We start from the raw sequence: 15,278 nt of genomic DNA on the forward strand, positions 1-15,278 counted from the left end.
GGGTCCGCGCGATCCGCCTCGGCGAAAGGTGTCTTCGGCATGCGTTGGTCGGCCGGGTTGTGCGTGGTGTTCGCGCTGGTGGCGCTGGGAATTCCGCCGGTAGCGGCGGATTCGGCGTTGATCGGGGCGCCCGGGCTCGGTGATCCGTATTATCCGCTCGACGGGAACGGTGGCTACGACGTCACCCACTACGACGTGTCGATCGACTACGAACCAAGTGATCACCACCTGCGCGGCACGGCCCGCGTCGATGCTCGCGCGACCCAACCGCTGGCTCAGTTCAACCTCGACTACAGCGGGCCCGAGATACTGATGGTGACGGTCAACGGTCAGCCCGCGGGCTTCGCGCACGACGGCGAGCACGAACTGGTGGTCACGCCACTGCTTCCCCTGCCACCCGGACTTCCGATGCGGATCATCGTCGACTACGCGGGCGAAGCCGCCGATACCGAGGGCGAAGGCTGGACCTACGCGCCCAGCGGTGGCGCGTTCGCCGTCGGCGAGCCGCACAGCGCGAGCACCTGGTACCCGCTCAACGACACCCCCATGGACAAGGCGACTTTCACCCTGCACGCCACGGTGCCCGCCGAGTGGGAGGTCATGTCGACCGGTGAGCGCACCGAGCATGTGGTGCGCGACGGTCGACTGGTCACCACATGGGAGACGCGACAGCCCACGATCGGCTACCTGACCACGGTCGCGGTGGACCATTTCACCTTTCTCGAGCAGCGGCGGGCGAACGGGACCGCGGTGCTGAGCGCGTTCGCGCCGGAATCGGAGGGCAATCGCGAGGACGAACAGCGGCTGCCCGAGATCCTCGACTTCCTCGAAAATCTCTACGGTCCTTACCCGTTCGACGTGGCCGGTGGGATCTATGTGGACACGGAGCTGCCGTTCTCACTGGAGACCCAGACCCGGCCGATCTACGCGCCGTGGACCGACCTGAACACGGTGGTGCACGAGCTGGCCCATCAGTGGTGGGGCGACACGATGTCGGTGCGGCAGTGGTCCGATATCTGCCTCAATGAATGCTTCGCCAGCTATACCGCCGACTATCTGTGGCCGGAACGGGTCGACCACGCCGATGTCGACACCGAGTACCGCGAGACGATCGCGAAATACCTCGACGAGCCCAAGTTCTGGAAGATCGCGCTGGCCGCTCCCGGTGTCGGCGACGAGTTCACCTCCGTCTACTACCGGGGCCCACTGTTCCTGCACGCGCTGCGCAAATTGATCGGTGAGGACGTGTTCTTCACGGCGATCAAGGATTTCGTGAACGCGCATCGCGACGGCCACGCCTCGATGCCGGAGTTCCGGCAGTTCTTGCAGAGCCGGACCTCGATGCCGCTGGGTGAGTTCCTGGCCGAATGGCTCGATGGGACAAGGGCACCGCGTGACGCGTTCCTCTACCCGGGAACCTTGGGTCGCTAGTCCTCGCTCAGTCGAGCTCGGGCTCGCTCGACCCAGCGCTGCATCCGGTCGAATTGACTACGCGCGGCAGTGAATTCACCACGCGCGCGATGTTCGGCGGTGTGGGCGAAATGGCGTTGCTGTTCGGCGTGTTCGAGCTCGTCGCGGAGGTCGGCGATGCGGGTTTCGATCTCGTCGAGGTCGGATTTCGCTTGTGCGGCAGCGGCTTCGGCTTCCTCTCGATCGACGCGGGCCGCTGCCAACCCGGATTCGGCGTCGTCGAGTTCCTGTTGGGCCTCGGCTCGCCGATCGGCGTCGGTGTTCTTCGGGGTGGGTTTGCTCGCGCGCTTCGGCGTGGCTTTCCCGCCGGTGATCGCGACCAGACCGGCCGGGCCGAAACCGTCGTAGGTGACGGTGCTCGGCAGCACACCGGCACGAACCAGGTCGGCGACATCGGGGTCGGCCAGTGCCGCGGTGAGGGTCTGGCCGACCTCGCGCAGTACCTGTTCGCTCGCCGGACGGTCGTGTTCGGCGGCCAGTTCGGCGGCGCGCTTGGTCATCGCGTTCACGACCTGTTGGCGCTGGGTGCCGAGGGCGCGCAGCTTGTCGCCGGAGAGTTGTCGTTGGGCCGACCGGAGGGCATCGCCGAGATCGAGGAGGGTGGCGATCTCCCGCGGTGCGTGGTGGGCCAGCAGGTTGACCGTCCAGGCGGCGACCGTGGGTTTGCGCAGGGCGGTGATGGCCTTGGCCAGGTCGCGGTCGCCGTCGGTGCGGGCCTGGGCGGCGCGCTCGGCGCGGGTCGACACGAAGTCGCCGGGGTCGAGGGTGTACAGCTCGCCTGCGACGTCGTCGAGGGTCATCTTGTGATGGTAGACAGGTTGCTCGACGGGGGAGCGCGGGCTCGGGGCACTTGGGTATCGTCACCGACGTCGTGTTCACCCTGAACCGTTCGGTGAGTGAGGTTTTCAGTGATTTTCCCGGAAAAGCGGCTGTTGGCGCGGATCGTGCTCGGACCGGTGGCCGCGATTGCCCTGGTCGGTGCGGTGGTTTCGTGCTCGTCCGATGATTCGTCGTCGGCCGGTGCTGTCGCGGTGGGGTCGTGCGTGGAGGTCAGTGACAACGCCGCCGACGCGATGAAGGCGACGGTGGGCGACTGCTCGTCGGCGAAGTCCGGCTACCGGATCGTGAAGGTCGGCACGGCGGACTGCGCGGCCGACAACGTCGCCTTCAACGGCACGGTCGGGGACGCGAAGAACACCCTGTGCCTGGCGCCCAACTTCGCCGAGGGCAGCTGCTACGCGGATGCGGGCAAGCGGCCGGCGAAGTCTGTCGCCTGTACCGTGCCCGAGGCCACGTTCAAGGTGGTCAAGCGGATCGACGGGCAGACCGATGAACTGCTGTGCGGGGTGGACGCCACGCAGTTCCGGACGGTTCCCGATCCGAAGACGACCTTCTGCATGGCCAAGCCCTAATCGAGCAGGGCCACCGACGCGATTCGGTGGAGGGTGAAGTGGCGGGTGGCCCCGCTGACCGGGTCCACCGCGTCCAGTTGGCCGTTGCCTACGCGCAGCGGCTCGACCACGCGTTGGGTGGCTACGCCCTGGGCGTCCACGTAGCCGATGTTCACCGGGCGGCCCACCCTCGCTGCCAGTTGGAGCAGGGCGAGGGTGGCCGCGGTGCCGGTGCGGCTGCCGTCGGTGCGGACCGAGCGGCCGGTGCGGGCGCCCGCCGCGCGTTCGCCCGCGCGGAGTTCGGTGACCAGTTGGGAGAGTTGGTCGTCGTTCGGCGGGGTCGGGCGGTACGGCCTGCGGGCCAGCGGGCGGACCGAAATCCTCGCGCCTCGGGGGCGAAGGTCGACGATGGTGCCGCCGGAATCCTCTCCCGCGGGAGCGAAGCCCGCTTTGCGGAGTTGGTCGAGCATTTCGCTCAGCGGAGCCAGGGCTATCGCCACGGTGGGGGCGATCGCGCGTAGCGCCAGGGTTTCGGCTACCGGGGCGGCGAGGACCTGGGCCAGCAGCGCGGGGTCGTCGCTGCGGAGGAAGGACTGGGCCATGCCGACCCGGAGTTGGCCGTGGCGGCGGGCCACATCGTCGATGAGATAGGTCAGCGACTGCGGCACGGGGGTGCGGGAGTGGGTGGCGAACAGGGCGTGGAGTTCGGCGGCGGTGAGACCGGCGTCGAGGGCGCGCCGGACCGTGGCGTCGCTGACCCGGTACACCGTCGCGGCGCCCGCCGATTCGACGTTTGCCACCAGGGCGATCTTGCCGCGGAGTTCCGGGACCAGCGGGCCGGGCGCGATCACGGTCAGGTCGGCCTGGACCAGGACGTGGTCGACCGGTTTCGGCAACGCCGCGGCCATCTCCGATTCGGCGTCGGCGACGGAACCGTGCAGCAGGGCCCTGGCGGCGGAGTCGAGAGCGCCGCGGCCCAGCAGTCCGACGACCGCTGCCTCGGCGAGCGTCGCGGTGACGGCTTCGAGGCGGAAATGCCTGCGGCGGCGCGGCATTCGCCAGGCCAGCAGCTTGCCGATGTCGGCGGGCGTCACGGCGGTGCCGGTCGGGTACTCGGCGAGCAGGCCGAGGATCGCCGCGCGGTCACGCACCGCGTGGGGGACGCGCAGCTCCGCCGACAGGGCCGCGATCGGCTTGTCGGCGGCGTCGCGCAGGCCGATCATCCACGGCATCCGATCCAATTCCAGCCACGCTTGCGCCAGCGTCACCCAGCGGGTCGAGGGCGGGGCGTCGAGCCAGGCATCCGCGGCGGGCGTCGGTGCCCAGAAGTCATCGGTGGAGTCGTGGTCGGGCGTCGGCTCCGGCAGGCCCTTTTCGACGAGTTTCGCGGCGGCCAGCAATTCGAGCAGCAGGCCGGTGCGTTGTTCGTCGATGCCGGTCTGTTTGGCCAGTCTGCGCAATTCGCGCACGCCGAGTCCGCCTGCGCGCAGGGAAGGGGCGGGCAGGTTGCCGAGGGCATCGATCAGGTCGCCTGCGTCGCGCAGCAGTTCGCCGACCTCGCCCGCGCCCACGGCATTCACCTCGGTGGCGGCGTTCTTGACGAGTGCGGGTTTGGGCGGGGCGAGTGCGTGCGGGTCGGTGACGGGTTCGCCGCGCAGGACCTGACCGACGGTGACGGGCAACTCCACGGTCTCGTCGTCGATCCAGTGCAGCAGCCGCGCGGCGAGCAGGCGCGGCACCGGACGATCGGGGTCGGTGCCCGACGCGGCATCCCTGGTGCGACCGCGCGGGCCGGTGGTCGCGAGTTTGTCCAGCAGCGCGCGTTCGGGCGGGCTCGCCGTGGCCAGCGCGGCGGTGATCTCTGGCTCGGTGAGGGCGTCTGGGAGCGCTGTCGTCGCGCCGAGCGGCCAGGGGAGGGCTTCGGCGGCGCTGGGGGTGAGGTCGAGGTCGTCGCCGACCTGCCAGACGAGTGCGCGGTCCAACAGACGGGTCAGCGCGGCGGTGAGCGCGGTCTTGGTGACGCGATCTTTGAGTTGCGCGTGCAGGGTGGTGCGGTTCAGCGGGGCGAGTTCGGCACCGATGGTGCGGGCGTCCTCATTGGCCGTGAGCGCCTCGATGATCGCGAACTCGAGGGTGTCGAGGTCGTCGGCGGCCCGCAACACCGACGCGCGCTGCTGGGCGCGCACCGCGAGCACCGACATCGACGCGGGCAGCGGCACCGCCAGGTCGGGCCGCAACTGCAGCAATTTCACCAGCTGGGCATCGGTGCGCGCACCGAGCCAATCGGCGAGAGAGTCTGTCGCGATCACCGATCGAGCCTACAGTTCTCGGCCGCCTTGATCTGGACTGAGCCGAGGGTGCGACGAAGGAGTGTCCGGAGGGAGGAAGATCGAGGCCTCGGGGCCGAGAACTGCGGCGCCAGCCGCTGATGGGCACTGTGTTGGGTATGCCAGAATGAGCCGGTGGTGAACAAATCGAAGAAACCCTACGTCGACAACGGCTGGCCCGAGGTGGCCGACGGCGAGCACGCCGTGACCGAATTGTCGTCGACCCGTGCCGGTAATCTCTCGCCTTTCGGTGAGGACACCGAGTTTCCCGTCCCGGCCGCAACGCTGCCGTACGTGCACCCCCAGACCACCATCAACCGGGTGTAATACGGACGAGAAAGACAAGAGCCCGCATCCTCGAGGATGCGGGCTCTTGTTATGTGTGCGGGCGATCAGGAGGGCAGCAGACCCTTGTTCGCCTGGAAGAAGTCGATCACGGCCGGGTCCAGCGGAGCACCCTTGGCGGAATTGACGAAGTCGAGAGCCTGCTGCGGCACGGCGATGCCCTGCTGCTGCACGACGGTGAGTGCGCGGTCGACGGCCGAGAACACTTCCTGGCTCGGATCCTGGACCTGCGGCACGTTGACCTGCGGGGCCCAGCTCGGCGCCGAGGGAGCGACACGCTCGGACGGTCCGCTGCTCAGACCCAGCTGCGAGGAGCACGAGGGCCAAGCACCCCAACCCTGGGAAGCGAGAACCTTTTCGGCTACCACGATCTGCTGTTCGCGGGTGGCGTTGTTGGCGGAGGCGGCGTATTCGCCACCACCGTGCGCGGTCCAGGTGGAGGGCGAGAACTGCAGCCCACCCTGGTAACCGTTGCCGGTGTTGATGCCCCAGTTGCCGCCGGCTTCACACTGTGCGAGGCGATCCCAGTCGGAGTCAGGGGCCGCGCTGGCGTTTCCGGCGAGGGCTGCGGCTGCGGTGCCGAAGATCGCGCCGGTGACGGCGACCTTGGCAGCAGCGCGCCCGGTGGAAGTCGGCTTGCGGTGGCGTCCACTCATATCGGGTTTCTTCCTCTCGTTCGCACCTGCATGTGGCCCGGACTGAGAGGTCTCCCGGTCCGCCCTCACCCCTTGTTTCCAATCGGGGTCCGGTACCCGCGGGGTGAGGTTCGATGCGGCGGGCCGGTGGTTCCGGGGGTTACCCCGGCTGAGAGAAACGGTACGACGGTCAGCGGCGAATGTCACTATTTGGTAACCGGCGGGTCCCGGTGGGTCTCGGGGTCGTCTCAGGGTGATCCCTGATGCGTCCGCGCAGGTAATCGCCGTGGCGAATGTGCGCAACGGCTGTGCTCTCACTTCGTAACCGGACCGTTATGTGATGAAGATCACATGTTTGGCCTGGAAGGTATCTGGCGGGGTAATCGGTTGACGCATCAGCGTGCGCGTCGGCCCGACCACAGCGCGAATATCAGCGCGAGCAGGAAGCCGACCGGCGCGAGCATCGCCAGGCCGTACAGCCACAGACCCGGATCGCTGTCGGACACGATCGGCGTCACGAAGATCCCGATCACCGCCAGGATTCCGATGCCGAACAGTGCGAGAGCCACGTGCAGGAGGCGATCGCCGGAGCGTCGCGGACCGGGCGAGGCCGGATCTGGTGAGTTCGTCACCGGTGAACCGTAAAACTGGTGTGCTCGCGTTATAGCCACCGGGGTAGACTCGCACCACATCGCGTCCCGCCTTGTTGGGGGGCGCGTTCTTTTCGCGACAAGCAAAAGTGTGTAACCCGGGCCACAAGGGTTCGGGTGCCGAATGATGAACGGGTGAGCGCAGTGCCGACCGGCCGGGTGAAGTGGTACGACGTCGAGAAGGGCTTCGGCTTCCTGTCTCAAGACGAGGGCGAGGACGTTTATGTGCGCTCGTCCGCACTGCCCGAGGGCGTCGAGGGACTCAAGCCCGGACAGCGTGTCGAATTCGGCATGGCCGCCGGTCGCCGTGGGCCGCAGGCCCTCAGCGTGACGGTGCTCGAGGCGCCGCCGACCGTCGCGCGCGATCGTGACCGTGGGCAGATGCCCGCGCGCAAGGACGCCGGGCCGCGCAAGTCGCCCGACGAACTGCACGGCCTGGTCGAGGACATGATCACGCTGCTCGAGAGCACCGTGCAGCCGGACCTGCGGCGGGGCAAGTACCCGGATCGCAAGATGTCCCAGCGGATTTCCGAGGTTGTGCGAGCCGTGGCTCGCGAACTCGATCACTGAGTCTCGACGAGAACGGCCCCGAACGTCATGCGTTCGGGGCCGTTCTCGTTTTCCGGCTCAGGGTTCGCGCGGCTCCGGTTCAGGAGTGACGATCGACCAGGCGGCGTGTGGGACATAGGTTTCCCGGCCGGTGGCGATATCGCGGGCCAGGATCGGCAGCTGTACTTCGATGCCGATCAGGCGAAGGCCCGGTTCCGGATTCGACTCGATGGTCAATGCCCTTGCGCGGTCGGGGTAATCGGCGAAACTGAGTACCCGGTCCAGCTGTTCGCCGCTGGGGCGCTGGTAGATCAGCTGGATGAGCCAGGGCGATTCGGAGACCGCGTCGGGCAGCGAGAGCTGCACGGGTTCACCGGCGGGGACGACGAGCGGCGCGGTTTCGCCGTAGCGGCAGTCCTCCATCCTGACCGTGCAGTACATGAACGGGTCGACGGTGACGGTCGTGCCGTGCGCGTACGCGGTGAGCTGCGGATTGTGCGCGGGCGCCTTCGACACCGCGAAGGCAACCAGCCCCGCGGTCACCGCGACGACGGCGAACAGTCCGGCCGCGACCAGCGCGACGATCGTTCGAGCGTTGAGCTTGCTCACCTGGTGGGGTCTCCTGTCCCTCTCGGATGGGTGTTGGGCACTTCCTGCTCGACGTGCTGGGGGCGATTGCCGCCCAGACCCGGCAGCAGCGAGTGCCCGGTATAGCTGACGAACGTCTGCAGCAGACCGGCCAGCAGGATCACGCTGATCAAGGCGAAACCCTTCCAGTATTCGATCGGCATCAACACACCGGCCGCCCCGCCGATGACCCAGCTCAGTTGCAGCACGGTCTCCGAGCGGCCGAAGCCGGATGCGATCGACTCCGGTGGGAGGTCGTCCTGGATGGCGGCGTCGAGGGATACCTTCGCGAGCGCGCTGGCCGCCGAGGCCACCAGCGCGGCCACGGCGGCGCCGAACAGGTTCCCGGTGAACGCCGCGAACAGCGCCACCACCGCGCACGCGCCGGTGCAGCCGAGTACCACCGGTGACGGTCTGCCCAGTTGCAGTCGGGCGCCGGTCGCATTGCCGCTGAAGTTGCCGAGGGCCGCCGCAGCGCCGACCAGGCCGAGCATCGCCGCCTGCTCGGTGGGGCTGCCGCCGGAACCCTTGGCCACGAAGGCGATGTAGAAGGTGAGGAATCCGGTGAGCACACGAATCGAACTGTTGCCCCACAGGCCGGTGACCACGGCTCGGCCCAGCGGCTGACGCCGTTTCCGGGCAGGCACCGAGGAATCCTGGCCGCGTTCGATGACCTCGGTGTGGGCATCGGGGCCGTGATAGGTCAGCGTCGCGGGGACCTCGCCCTCGGTCACCTCGACCCAGCTCGGAATGCGCAGACTGAGATACGCGCCCGCGATGGCGATGCCGGTGGCGAAGAGCAACGCACCGGTGGAACCGGCGATCAGGGCGGCGAGGGCGGCCAACGCACCCGCGCCGATGGTGCCGCCGACCAGGCCGAAGACGGTGAGCCGGGAATTGGTGCGGACCAGGTCGATATCCGGTGGCAGCACGCGCGGAGTCACCGCGCTCTTGAGGACCGCGAAGGATTTCGAGCCGACCATCATGCACAGGGCGAGGGGATACAGGCCCCAGGTGTCGATGTTGAAAATCAACAGCAGCGCGAAACCCGCGCGCAGGCCGAAGGTCGTCGCCAGCGCCAGCCTGCGACCGCGTTGCAGGCGGTCGAGCAGCGGACCGATCAGGGGCGCGATCAGCGCGAACGGGGCGATGGTGATCAGCAGGTACAGGGCCACCTTGGTTTTGGATTCGGCGGTGGCGCTGGCGAAGAACAGGGTGTTGGCCAGGGCGACGGCGATCGCGGCGTCGAGCGCGAAGTTCGCCATGGTGGCGTAGGTGAGCGCGGTCAGGCCGGACTGATCGGCGCCGTCGGCCTTCGCGGCGCGCTGGAAGGTGGCGATGCCGCGTTCGGTGAGTTCACGGCTGCGCATGGCGGCGACGCGGGTGACGGTGAGTTTGCGCGGGACGCGCTGGTTGACCGGGTCGTCGACGCCTTCGTCGCGGGGGAAGGGACGGGTGCCGTCCGGGCCGGTGTCCTCGTGATCCGGGATCGGCCGACGCTGCTCGTCACGCGGCGGGTCGGCGTGCCAACGATCGTCGCGCGGTGCGGCCGGTCGGCCCCGCTCGTCGGCAGGCGGACTCGGATGCTCGCTGCGCGGCGGAGCTGGTCGGCTCTTCGGATACTCCGCTGGTGCGCGTGCGGCTTTTCCCGCTGTCGGCACAGGGGTGGTCGGGGCGGCGGGGTCGACGGGGCGGTTGCGGCGGAACAGGCTCTTCGACCGGACCGTGGGCGGCTCGGCGGGCAGCGGCCGTTCGGGCCGGGGGAAGACCTTGCGCGGTGCGCGCGGCGGGTACTGCCCGTAGCCGGGGTGCGGGTCGGCGGCGGTACCGTCCCGGCGACCACGGTCGGGACCGGATGGATCGCGGGGAGTAGTCACAAGTCCAATTCTGTCGCACTCGGGCTGTGCGTGTTCACTCGCGCCGCGGCAATGTCGGCCACATCGGTTTGATTCGCCCGGTTACACAGCCGATCCTCAGCCTGCGCATGGCCGAGGTTTGTCTATTTTTCGACGAAACGTACTTCGAACATGCGCGGCCAGTACTTCCCGGTCAGCAGGAAACGATCGGTGCCGGGCAGGTGAGCGATGCCGTTGAGCACATCGGTGCCCGCTCGTTCGGTGGGGGTGAGCAGCCCGGCCGCCTCGATGACGGCGAGAATCCGGCCGGTCTCGGGATCGATGTGCAGTATTTCGTCCGACGGGTAGTTGTTCGCGTAGACCGTGCCGTCTTCGGCGCAGTCCAACTCGTTCGGCTTCGGATCGCGATAGCCGGACAGGGTCACCGAACCGGTCTGCGCGAAGGTCACCGGGTCGCGGAAGGTGAGCGTGCCGGTGCCGTCGCTCATCACCAGCCGGTGTGGCTGCGCGCACAGTCCCCAGCCCTCACCCTCGTAGTCGGCGCGACCGGTTTCGGCGAGGGTCACCGGGTCGCGGGCGATGGCGAAGCCGTCCTGCCAGGTCAACTGCCAGACGATCGCGCCCGCCCGGGTCATGCCCTCGCCGAACACCCGGCCGGGCAGGTCGACGCGGGCTGTTTCGGTGCCCGTGCGCTGGTCGGTGGCCCGCGCGGTCGACACGCCCCACATGCCGGTGCTCTCGTAGCGAATGCCGTCGACCACTTCCAGGCCCTGGGTGAAGGCCTGTGGATCGTGCGGTGACGAGCCGATCACCTCGACGCGCAACCGCGCCGGACCTGGCTCCTCAGGTCCGCCACAAGCCCCCGCGCCGAGCACACTGACCAGCACTGCGACGGCCAACGAACTGCGATTGCACTTCATACGGCAAAATGTATGCCGTGAGCGCAGTATCTGTTTCGGAGTCCGGCGTGCGTCCCGTTCTGGCCGACGCGGCCGAGGTCGCACGTCGTGCGCTCGTCGCGTTGGAACCTGACGGGGTAGGAGTCCATCTGGGGGTGAGCGCCGAGGACGACACCGCGGCTACCCACCGGTTCGAGGCGACCCTGCCCGGCTACCGCGGCTGGCAGTGGGCCGTCGTTGTCGCCGCGCCCCCCGGGGCCGACCACGCGACGGTGAGCGAGTCCGCGTTGTTGCCTGCCCTCGATGCCCTGATCGCCCCCGATTTCATCCCGTGGGACCAGCGTGTGCGCCCCGGCGACCTCGGCCCCGGCGACCTGCTCGCCACGTCCGCCGACGACCCCCGCCTCGTCCCCGGCTACGTGGCCACCGGTGATCCGGTGATCGACGAGGTGGCCCGCGAGGTCGGTCTCGGCCGCGTGCAGGTTCTCAGCGTCGAAGGACGCGCCGATGCCGCCGAGCGGTGGTTCACCGAGTTCGGCCCCGATACCGAGATGGCCAAGGCCGCTCCGGCGACCTGCGGCATGTGCGGCTTCTACCTGCCGCTGGCCGGCGCCCTGCGCGAGTCCTTCGGCGTCTGTGGCAATGCGATGGGCGCCGACGGCCACGTCGTCCACATCGCCTACGGCTGTGGCGCCCACTCCGACGTGGTCGCCCCCAGCGGCAACGGATCGCCGCTGTACGAGGCGTTCGACGACCACGCGGTGGACTTCGTCGAGATCGTCCGCCCGGCTGTGGAGAAGGCGATCGACGAGGCCGAGGCTCAGGTGGCTGCCGAAGACCCGGCAACGACGGTCGAGGATGCCGTGCCCGCCGACGCCGCGACCGCGGTAGTGGAGGTTGTCGCCGAGACGACCGCCGACCCGGCGATCGAGGTAGTCGAGATCGCGGCTGAAACGATTACCGCCGACCCGGCAACCCCGGTCTCCGCGGCTGACCAGAGTTCCGCTGACGCGTTGACCGCGGTCGGCGAGGCCGCGGCCGAGCAGGCGGGCGATCAGCAGGAAACCGCCGAGGCCGCGGCAGTGGCCGCGGTGGACGCCGAGCGTTCGGCCCTCGCCGAGGGTGCGCTGCCGGAGTCGGCCGAAGAGGTCATCACGGCCGAGGCCGCACCGGTCACCGAGGTCGCGGAGTCTGCTGACGCCAGTGAGCACGGATCGTCGGTGTCGCGCTGAACGGAGCGGGGGACCCGTTCGGTACTGCGCAGCTGCGGGCCGGAGTACTCGCGGCGTGGCGGGATTCGCCGACGCGGTTGCGGGAGGACAGTGCCAGTGAGGCGGATCTGGTGGCCGCGGGCTACCGGGATCGGTTGCTCACCGAGCTCGCGCAGAACGCGGCCGACGCCGCGGCGAAGGCCGGAGTCGCGGGCGCGCTGACCGTGCGGGTGCTCGACGGCCGTTTGCACGTCGCGAATACCGGTGCGCCGTTGAGCGTTGCCGGTGTGCACGCGCTGACGGCACTGCGTGCCTCCGGAAAGGCCGACACCACCCAGGTGGGCCGCTTCGGCGTCGGCTTCACCGCCGTGCGGTCCGTCGGCGACGAGATCGAGGTCCGGTCGACGACCGGATCCATCCGCTTCTCCCGCGTCGCGACGCTGAACGCCTTGCACGACACCGGCATCGGCATCCCCGACGACCTGGCGGCCATCGCGCCCCCGGTCCTCCGGCTCGCCTGGCCGGTGCCGACCACCCCACTCGCGGGCGCCGACACCGAGATCGTCGTCCACCTCCGCGACGACATCGACGCCACGGCCCTTCTCGACGCCATGCGAGCCGAGGCCCCCGACCTCCTCCTGGAACTGCCCGCCCTACAGCGCATCCGAATCGAATCCGACGAATTCACCAGCGCAATAACAATTCTCGCCACCAACCCCCGACCCGCTGATGTCATCCGCTCCGACGCCACACGGTCGAGCGTCACCGCCACCATCGCCGCTACGACTAGCACTACCGCCGCCTCGGCTGGCACTACCACCGGTCCGGCTAGCACTAGCGCCTCCTCGGCTGGCACCGCCGCCGCTACGGTCGGCACAGCCGCTGCCACGGATGACGCCGCCATGGTCGACGCCACCACCGTCGCCGACGAGACCGGCACCCTCTCCCAGCTGACGATCACCCTCCCGTCCGGCAAGCGCCGAACATGGTGGCAGTACCGCACTCCCAGGGCCCGCTGGCTGCTCCCACTGCGCGAGGGCCGCCCCGTCGCGACCGCCCCGGACGTCCTGCGCGCCCCCACCCGCTCCGACGAGGAACTCTCCCTCCCCGCGATCCTGGTCGCCGACATCCCCATGCAACCCGACCGCCGCCGCCTCCTCCCCGGCGCCCGCGTCACCGAATTGGCAATGGGCTACGCGGATTTCGCCCGCGCGCTCCCGCCACGAGACCGCCTCGTCCTGGTCCCCACCCCCGGCTTCGCCCGCAGTGAAGCCGACGCTCTCCTCCGCGAAGCCGTGATCACAGAGCTTCGCACCAACCCCTGGCTCCCGGTCTGTGCCGCCCGCACCGTGGAACCGGCGGACTCGTGGGACCCCATGGATCCCGCACCGGACCTTGCCGAAACCAGCGGCACGACTGGCGAATCGGCAGCGCCCGGCGGCATCGCAGCCTCCATCGGTCCCGATGAATCCACGCCGGTCGGCAAGGCTGTTCCAGACCTCATGGATCTGTTCGCGGCTGACGAAGACGGAGCCGTCGGTAGCGACGGCTATCACCTCACAACGACGTTCGGACCGGGCGAATCCGCACCGTACAGCGACCCTTTCGCGTCGGCGGAGTCGTCCACGTACCGCCCGGCCGCAGCGGACTCGCCGTGTAGCACGCCCACCCGGGCGAGTGTATTTCCCGATCTCACAACGGAATTGGCCGCGATCCTGGCCGAGATCACCGGTCCGCTGGTGATTCCGGAGCTGTCCGGCCGCGCCGGACAGGACAAGCTGGCGGTCCTCGACGTCCATCGGCTCGGGCCTGCCGCGCTGGCCGAGCTGTCTAGCGGTTTGCACCGTGAACCACGCTGGTGGCGGCGGTTTTACGCGACCCTCGAACCGTTCGTGGTCGATACCAGGACCGCCGAGGAATTCGGCGCGCTGGCCGTGCCGCTGACCGACGGACGGTTGGTCACCGGCCCGCGGACCGTCGTGCTCGATGATCAGCTCACGGTGGCCGTGCCGGTGCACTGGGCTCGCCTTGTCCACCCGGACGCCACGCACCCGCTCCTCGGTCGCCTGGGTGCCCGCAGTGCGAGTTCGGACGACCTGCTCACCGATCCCGCTCTGCACGACCTGCTCGAGCACGATCCGGCCGACCCGGACACGGTCGCCGCCGTGCTCCAGCTGGCGCCCTACGCTTCTGCCGGCTCGCTGCCGGACTGGCTCGGCCTGCTCGAATTGCCCGACGACACAGGCGAACTGAGCCCCGCCGACGAGCTGCTGCTCCCCGGTGCGCCGCTCGCCGAAGTCCTGACCCCCGACGCCCCTTTCGGCACCATCGCCGACACCGTCGTCGCCGAGTACGGCGAACAAGCGTTGCGCGCGATCGGTGTCGGCTGGGGCTTCGCGGTACTCACCGATCCCGAGCCGATCGGCCCCGACCACGACCTCGACGACGAACAGTCCTGGTGGAACAGCCTTTCCGAAGACCCCCGTGAGCTCACCGCGGTACGCGACCTCGACCTGGTCGACGAAGACCGCTGGCCGCAAGCCCTGCGCCACTTGCTGTCCGAGCCACGCACCCGCGCGCTGCTCGCCGATCGTGACGGCTACACCACCTGGTGGCTGCACCGCCACGCCCACATCGACGGCATCCCGCTCGGCCGACTCCACCACCCCGACGACAACGAATTCGCCGGGCTCCTACCGGTGTTCGCGGCAATCGGCATCGACGGCACCGACCTCGACGCGCTGCGCCCCGCGCTCGTCCGCCCCGACGTCATGTCCGCCGAGCTGGCCGAGGAACTTCTCGACGCACTCGCCGATCCGTCGAAATCCCCTGCCCCCGAGGTGATCGCCCGAACCAACGCCCGCCTTGCCGCGGCGGTTGCGGCCGGGGTCCTCGATCCGCGCGAACTCGATCTCCCCGAGCAGATCCGCGCCCTGTCCGGCGACGTCGTCGACGCGAGCACCGCCATGGTTCTCGACCAGCCCTGCTTCGGCTTGGTCGTCCCGCCGCAACGCCTCGTCGTCGGCGACACGGCACACGCCGAAGCGCTGGCCACCTTGCTCGATCTGCCGCTGGTCTCGGAGGAGATCAGCGCCGAGGTGCTCGGGACCGGCCGCCGGAGCACCTGGGCCGCAGAACCTTTGGGCGTAGTGCTGCGCCAACTGTGGTCCCCGCGCGACACCACCGGCGAACTGGTCCTGCACGAGACTCTCGAAGTGCATCTGCGCGGCGCGCTCTCGGGCACCGTTCGCGTCCCGTGGTGGTGCGAAGGCGATGTCGTCCACGTGCAGGTGCAGGTGCCGCGAGGATAGCTCCGCG

At 69.1% G+C, this 15,278-nt stretch carries 12 protein-coding genes and 1 pseudogene; 6 read left to right on the forward strand and 7 right to left on the reverse strand.

What is annotated here, in order from left to right; genetic code table 11:
* Nucleotides 1-39 precede the first annotated feature (39 nt).
* Nucleotides 40-1,431, forward strand: a complete 1,392-nt coding sequence (locus IBJ82_RS10840; RefSeq protein ID WP_194825780.1) for a M1 family metallopeptidase — start codon at nucleotides 40-42, stop codon at nucleotides 1,429-1,431.
* Here the strand turns inward: IBJ82_RS10840 and IBJ82_RS10845 are convergent.
* Complete coding sequence (locus tag IBJ82_RS10845; RefSeq protein ID WP_194825781.1) at nucleotides 1,428-2,270, reverse strand: hypothetical protein; 843 nt, start codon at nucleotides 2,268-2,270, stop codon at nucleotides 1,428-1,430. The two genes, IBJ82_RS10840 and IBJ82_RS10845, sit on opposite strands and share 4 nt — an antisense overlap.
* Before the next feature lie 108 nt (nucleotides 2,271-2,378).
* On the opposite strand from IBJ82_RS10845, the gene IBJ82_RS10850 reads away from it, so the two are divergent.
* The gene (locus IBJ82_RS10850) at nucleotides 2,379-2,882 is read left to right on the forward strand and encodes a hypothetical protein (RefSeq protein ID WP_194825782.1); all 504 of its coding nucleotides are present in this window, start codon (nucleotides 2,379-2,381) and stop codon (nucleotides 2,880-2,882) included.
* On the opposite strand, the gene IBJ82_RS10855 is transcribed toward IBJ82_RS10850, so the two are convergent.
* Complete coding sequence (locus IBJ82_RS10855) at nucleotides 2,879-5,170, reverse strand: helicase-associated domain-containing protein (RefSeq protein ID WP_194825783.1); 2,292 nt, start codon at nucleotides 5,168-5,170, stop codon at nucleotides 2,879-2,881. The genes IBJ82_RS10850 and IBJ82_RS10855 overlap by 4 nt on opposite strands.
* 153 nt (nucleotides 5,171-5,323) lie before the next feature.
* On the opposite strand from IBJ82_RS10855, the gene IBJ82_RS10860 reads away from it, so the two are divergent.
* Nucleotides 5,324-5,515, forward strand: a complete 192-nt coding sequence (locus IBJ82_RS10860; protein ID WP_056818634.1) for a hypothetical protein — start codon at nucleotides 5,324-5,326, stop codon at nucleotides 5,513-5,515.
* A gap of 65 nt (nucleotides 5,516-5,580) precedes the next feature.
* Here IBJ82_RS10860 and IBJ82_RS10865 read toward each other — a convergent pair whose 3' ends face one another.
* Nucleotides 5,581-6,189: a transglycosylase family protein gene (locus IBJ82_RS10865; protein WP_194825784.1), complete on the reverse strand. Its 609-nt coding sequence runs from the start codon at nucleotides 6,187-6,189 to the stop codon at nucleotides 5,581-5,583.
* A 374-nt stretch (nucleotides 6,190-6,563) separates the two neighbouring features.
* On the reverse strand, nucleotides 6,564-6,800 hold the full coding sequence (locus tag IBJ82_RS10870) for a hypothetical protein (RefSeq protein WP_056818630.1): 237 nt from the start codon (nucleotides 6,798-6,800) through the stop codon (nucleotides 6,564-6,566).
* A gap of 162 nt (nucleotides 6,801-6,962) precedes the next feature.
* On the opposite strand from IBJ82_RS10870, the gene IBJ82_RS10875 reads away from it, so the two are divergent.
* Entirely contained in the window at nucleotides 6,963-7,388 is a 426-nt protein-coding gene (locus IBJ82_RS10875) for a cold-shock protein (RefSeq protein WP_056818628.1), read from the forward strand.
* A gap of 57 nt (nucleotides 7,389-7,445) precedes the next feature.
* On the opposite strand, the gene IBJ82_RS10880 is transcribed toward IBJ82_RS10875, so the two are convergent.
* The 3 genes from IBJ82_RS10880 to IBJ82_RS10890 all read right to left on the reverse strand — a co-directional run bounded on the left by IBJ82_RS10880 (nucleotide 7,446) and on the right by IBJ82_RS10890 (nucleotide 10,770).
* Complete coding sequence (locus IBJ82_RS10880) at nucleotides 7,446-7,976, reverse strand: DUF2771 domain-containing protein (protein WP_194825785.1); 531 nt, start codon at nucleotides 7,974-7,976, stop codon at nucleotides 7,446-7,448.
* The gene (locus IBJ82_RS10885; protein WP_194825786.1) at nucleotides 7,973-9,871 is read right to left on the reverse strand and encodes an MFS transporter; all 1,899 of its coding nucleotides are present in this window, start codon (nucleotides 9,869-9,871) and stop codon (nucleotides 7,973-7,975) included. Before IBJ82_RS10885 ends, IBJ82_RS10880 begins: the two co-directional genes overlap by 4 nt.
* Before the next feature lie 122 nt (nucleotides 9,872-9,993).
* Nucleotides 9,994-10,770 carry a glutaminyl-peptide cyclotransferase gene (locus IBJ82_RS10890; protein WP_194825787.1) on the reverse strand — a complete coding sequence of 259 codons (777 nt, stop codon included), beginning with the start codon at nucleotides 10,768-10,770 and terminating at the stop codon, nucleotides 9,994-9,996.
* Between the two features lie 8 nt (nucleotides 10,771-10,778).
* Here IBJ82_RS10890 and IBJ82_RS34620 point away from each other — a divergent pair.
* Together IBJ82_RS34620 and IBJ82_RS10900 are read left to right on the forward strand one after the other, a co-directional pair.
* Nucleotides 10,779-11,600: pseudogene (locus IBJ82_RS34620) on the forward strand (DUF3027 domain-containing protein); the annotation flags it as partial.
* 377 nt (nucleotides 11,601-11,977) lie between these two features.
* Nucleotides 11,978-15,271: a sacsin N-terminal ATP-binding-like domain-containing protein gene (locus IBJ82_RS10900; protein WP_194826210.1), complete on the forward strand. Its 3,294-nt coding sequence runs from the start codon at nucleotides 11,978-11,980 to the stop codon at nucleotides 15,269-15,271.
* Nucleotides 15,272-15,278: the final 7 nt, after the last annotated feature.

The sequence above is a fragment of the Nocardia sp. XZ_19_231 genome (assembly GCF_015355705.1).
Taxonomy (GTDB): Bacteria; Actinomycetota; Actinomycetes; order Mycobacteriales; family Mycobacteriaceae; genus Nocardia; species Nocardia salmonicida.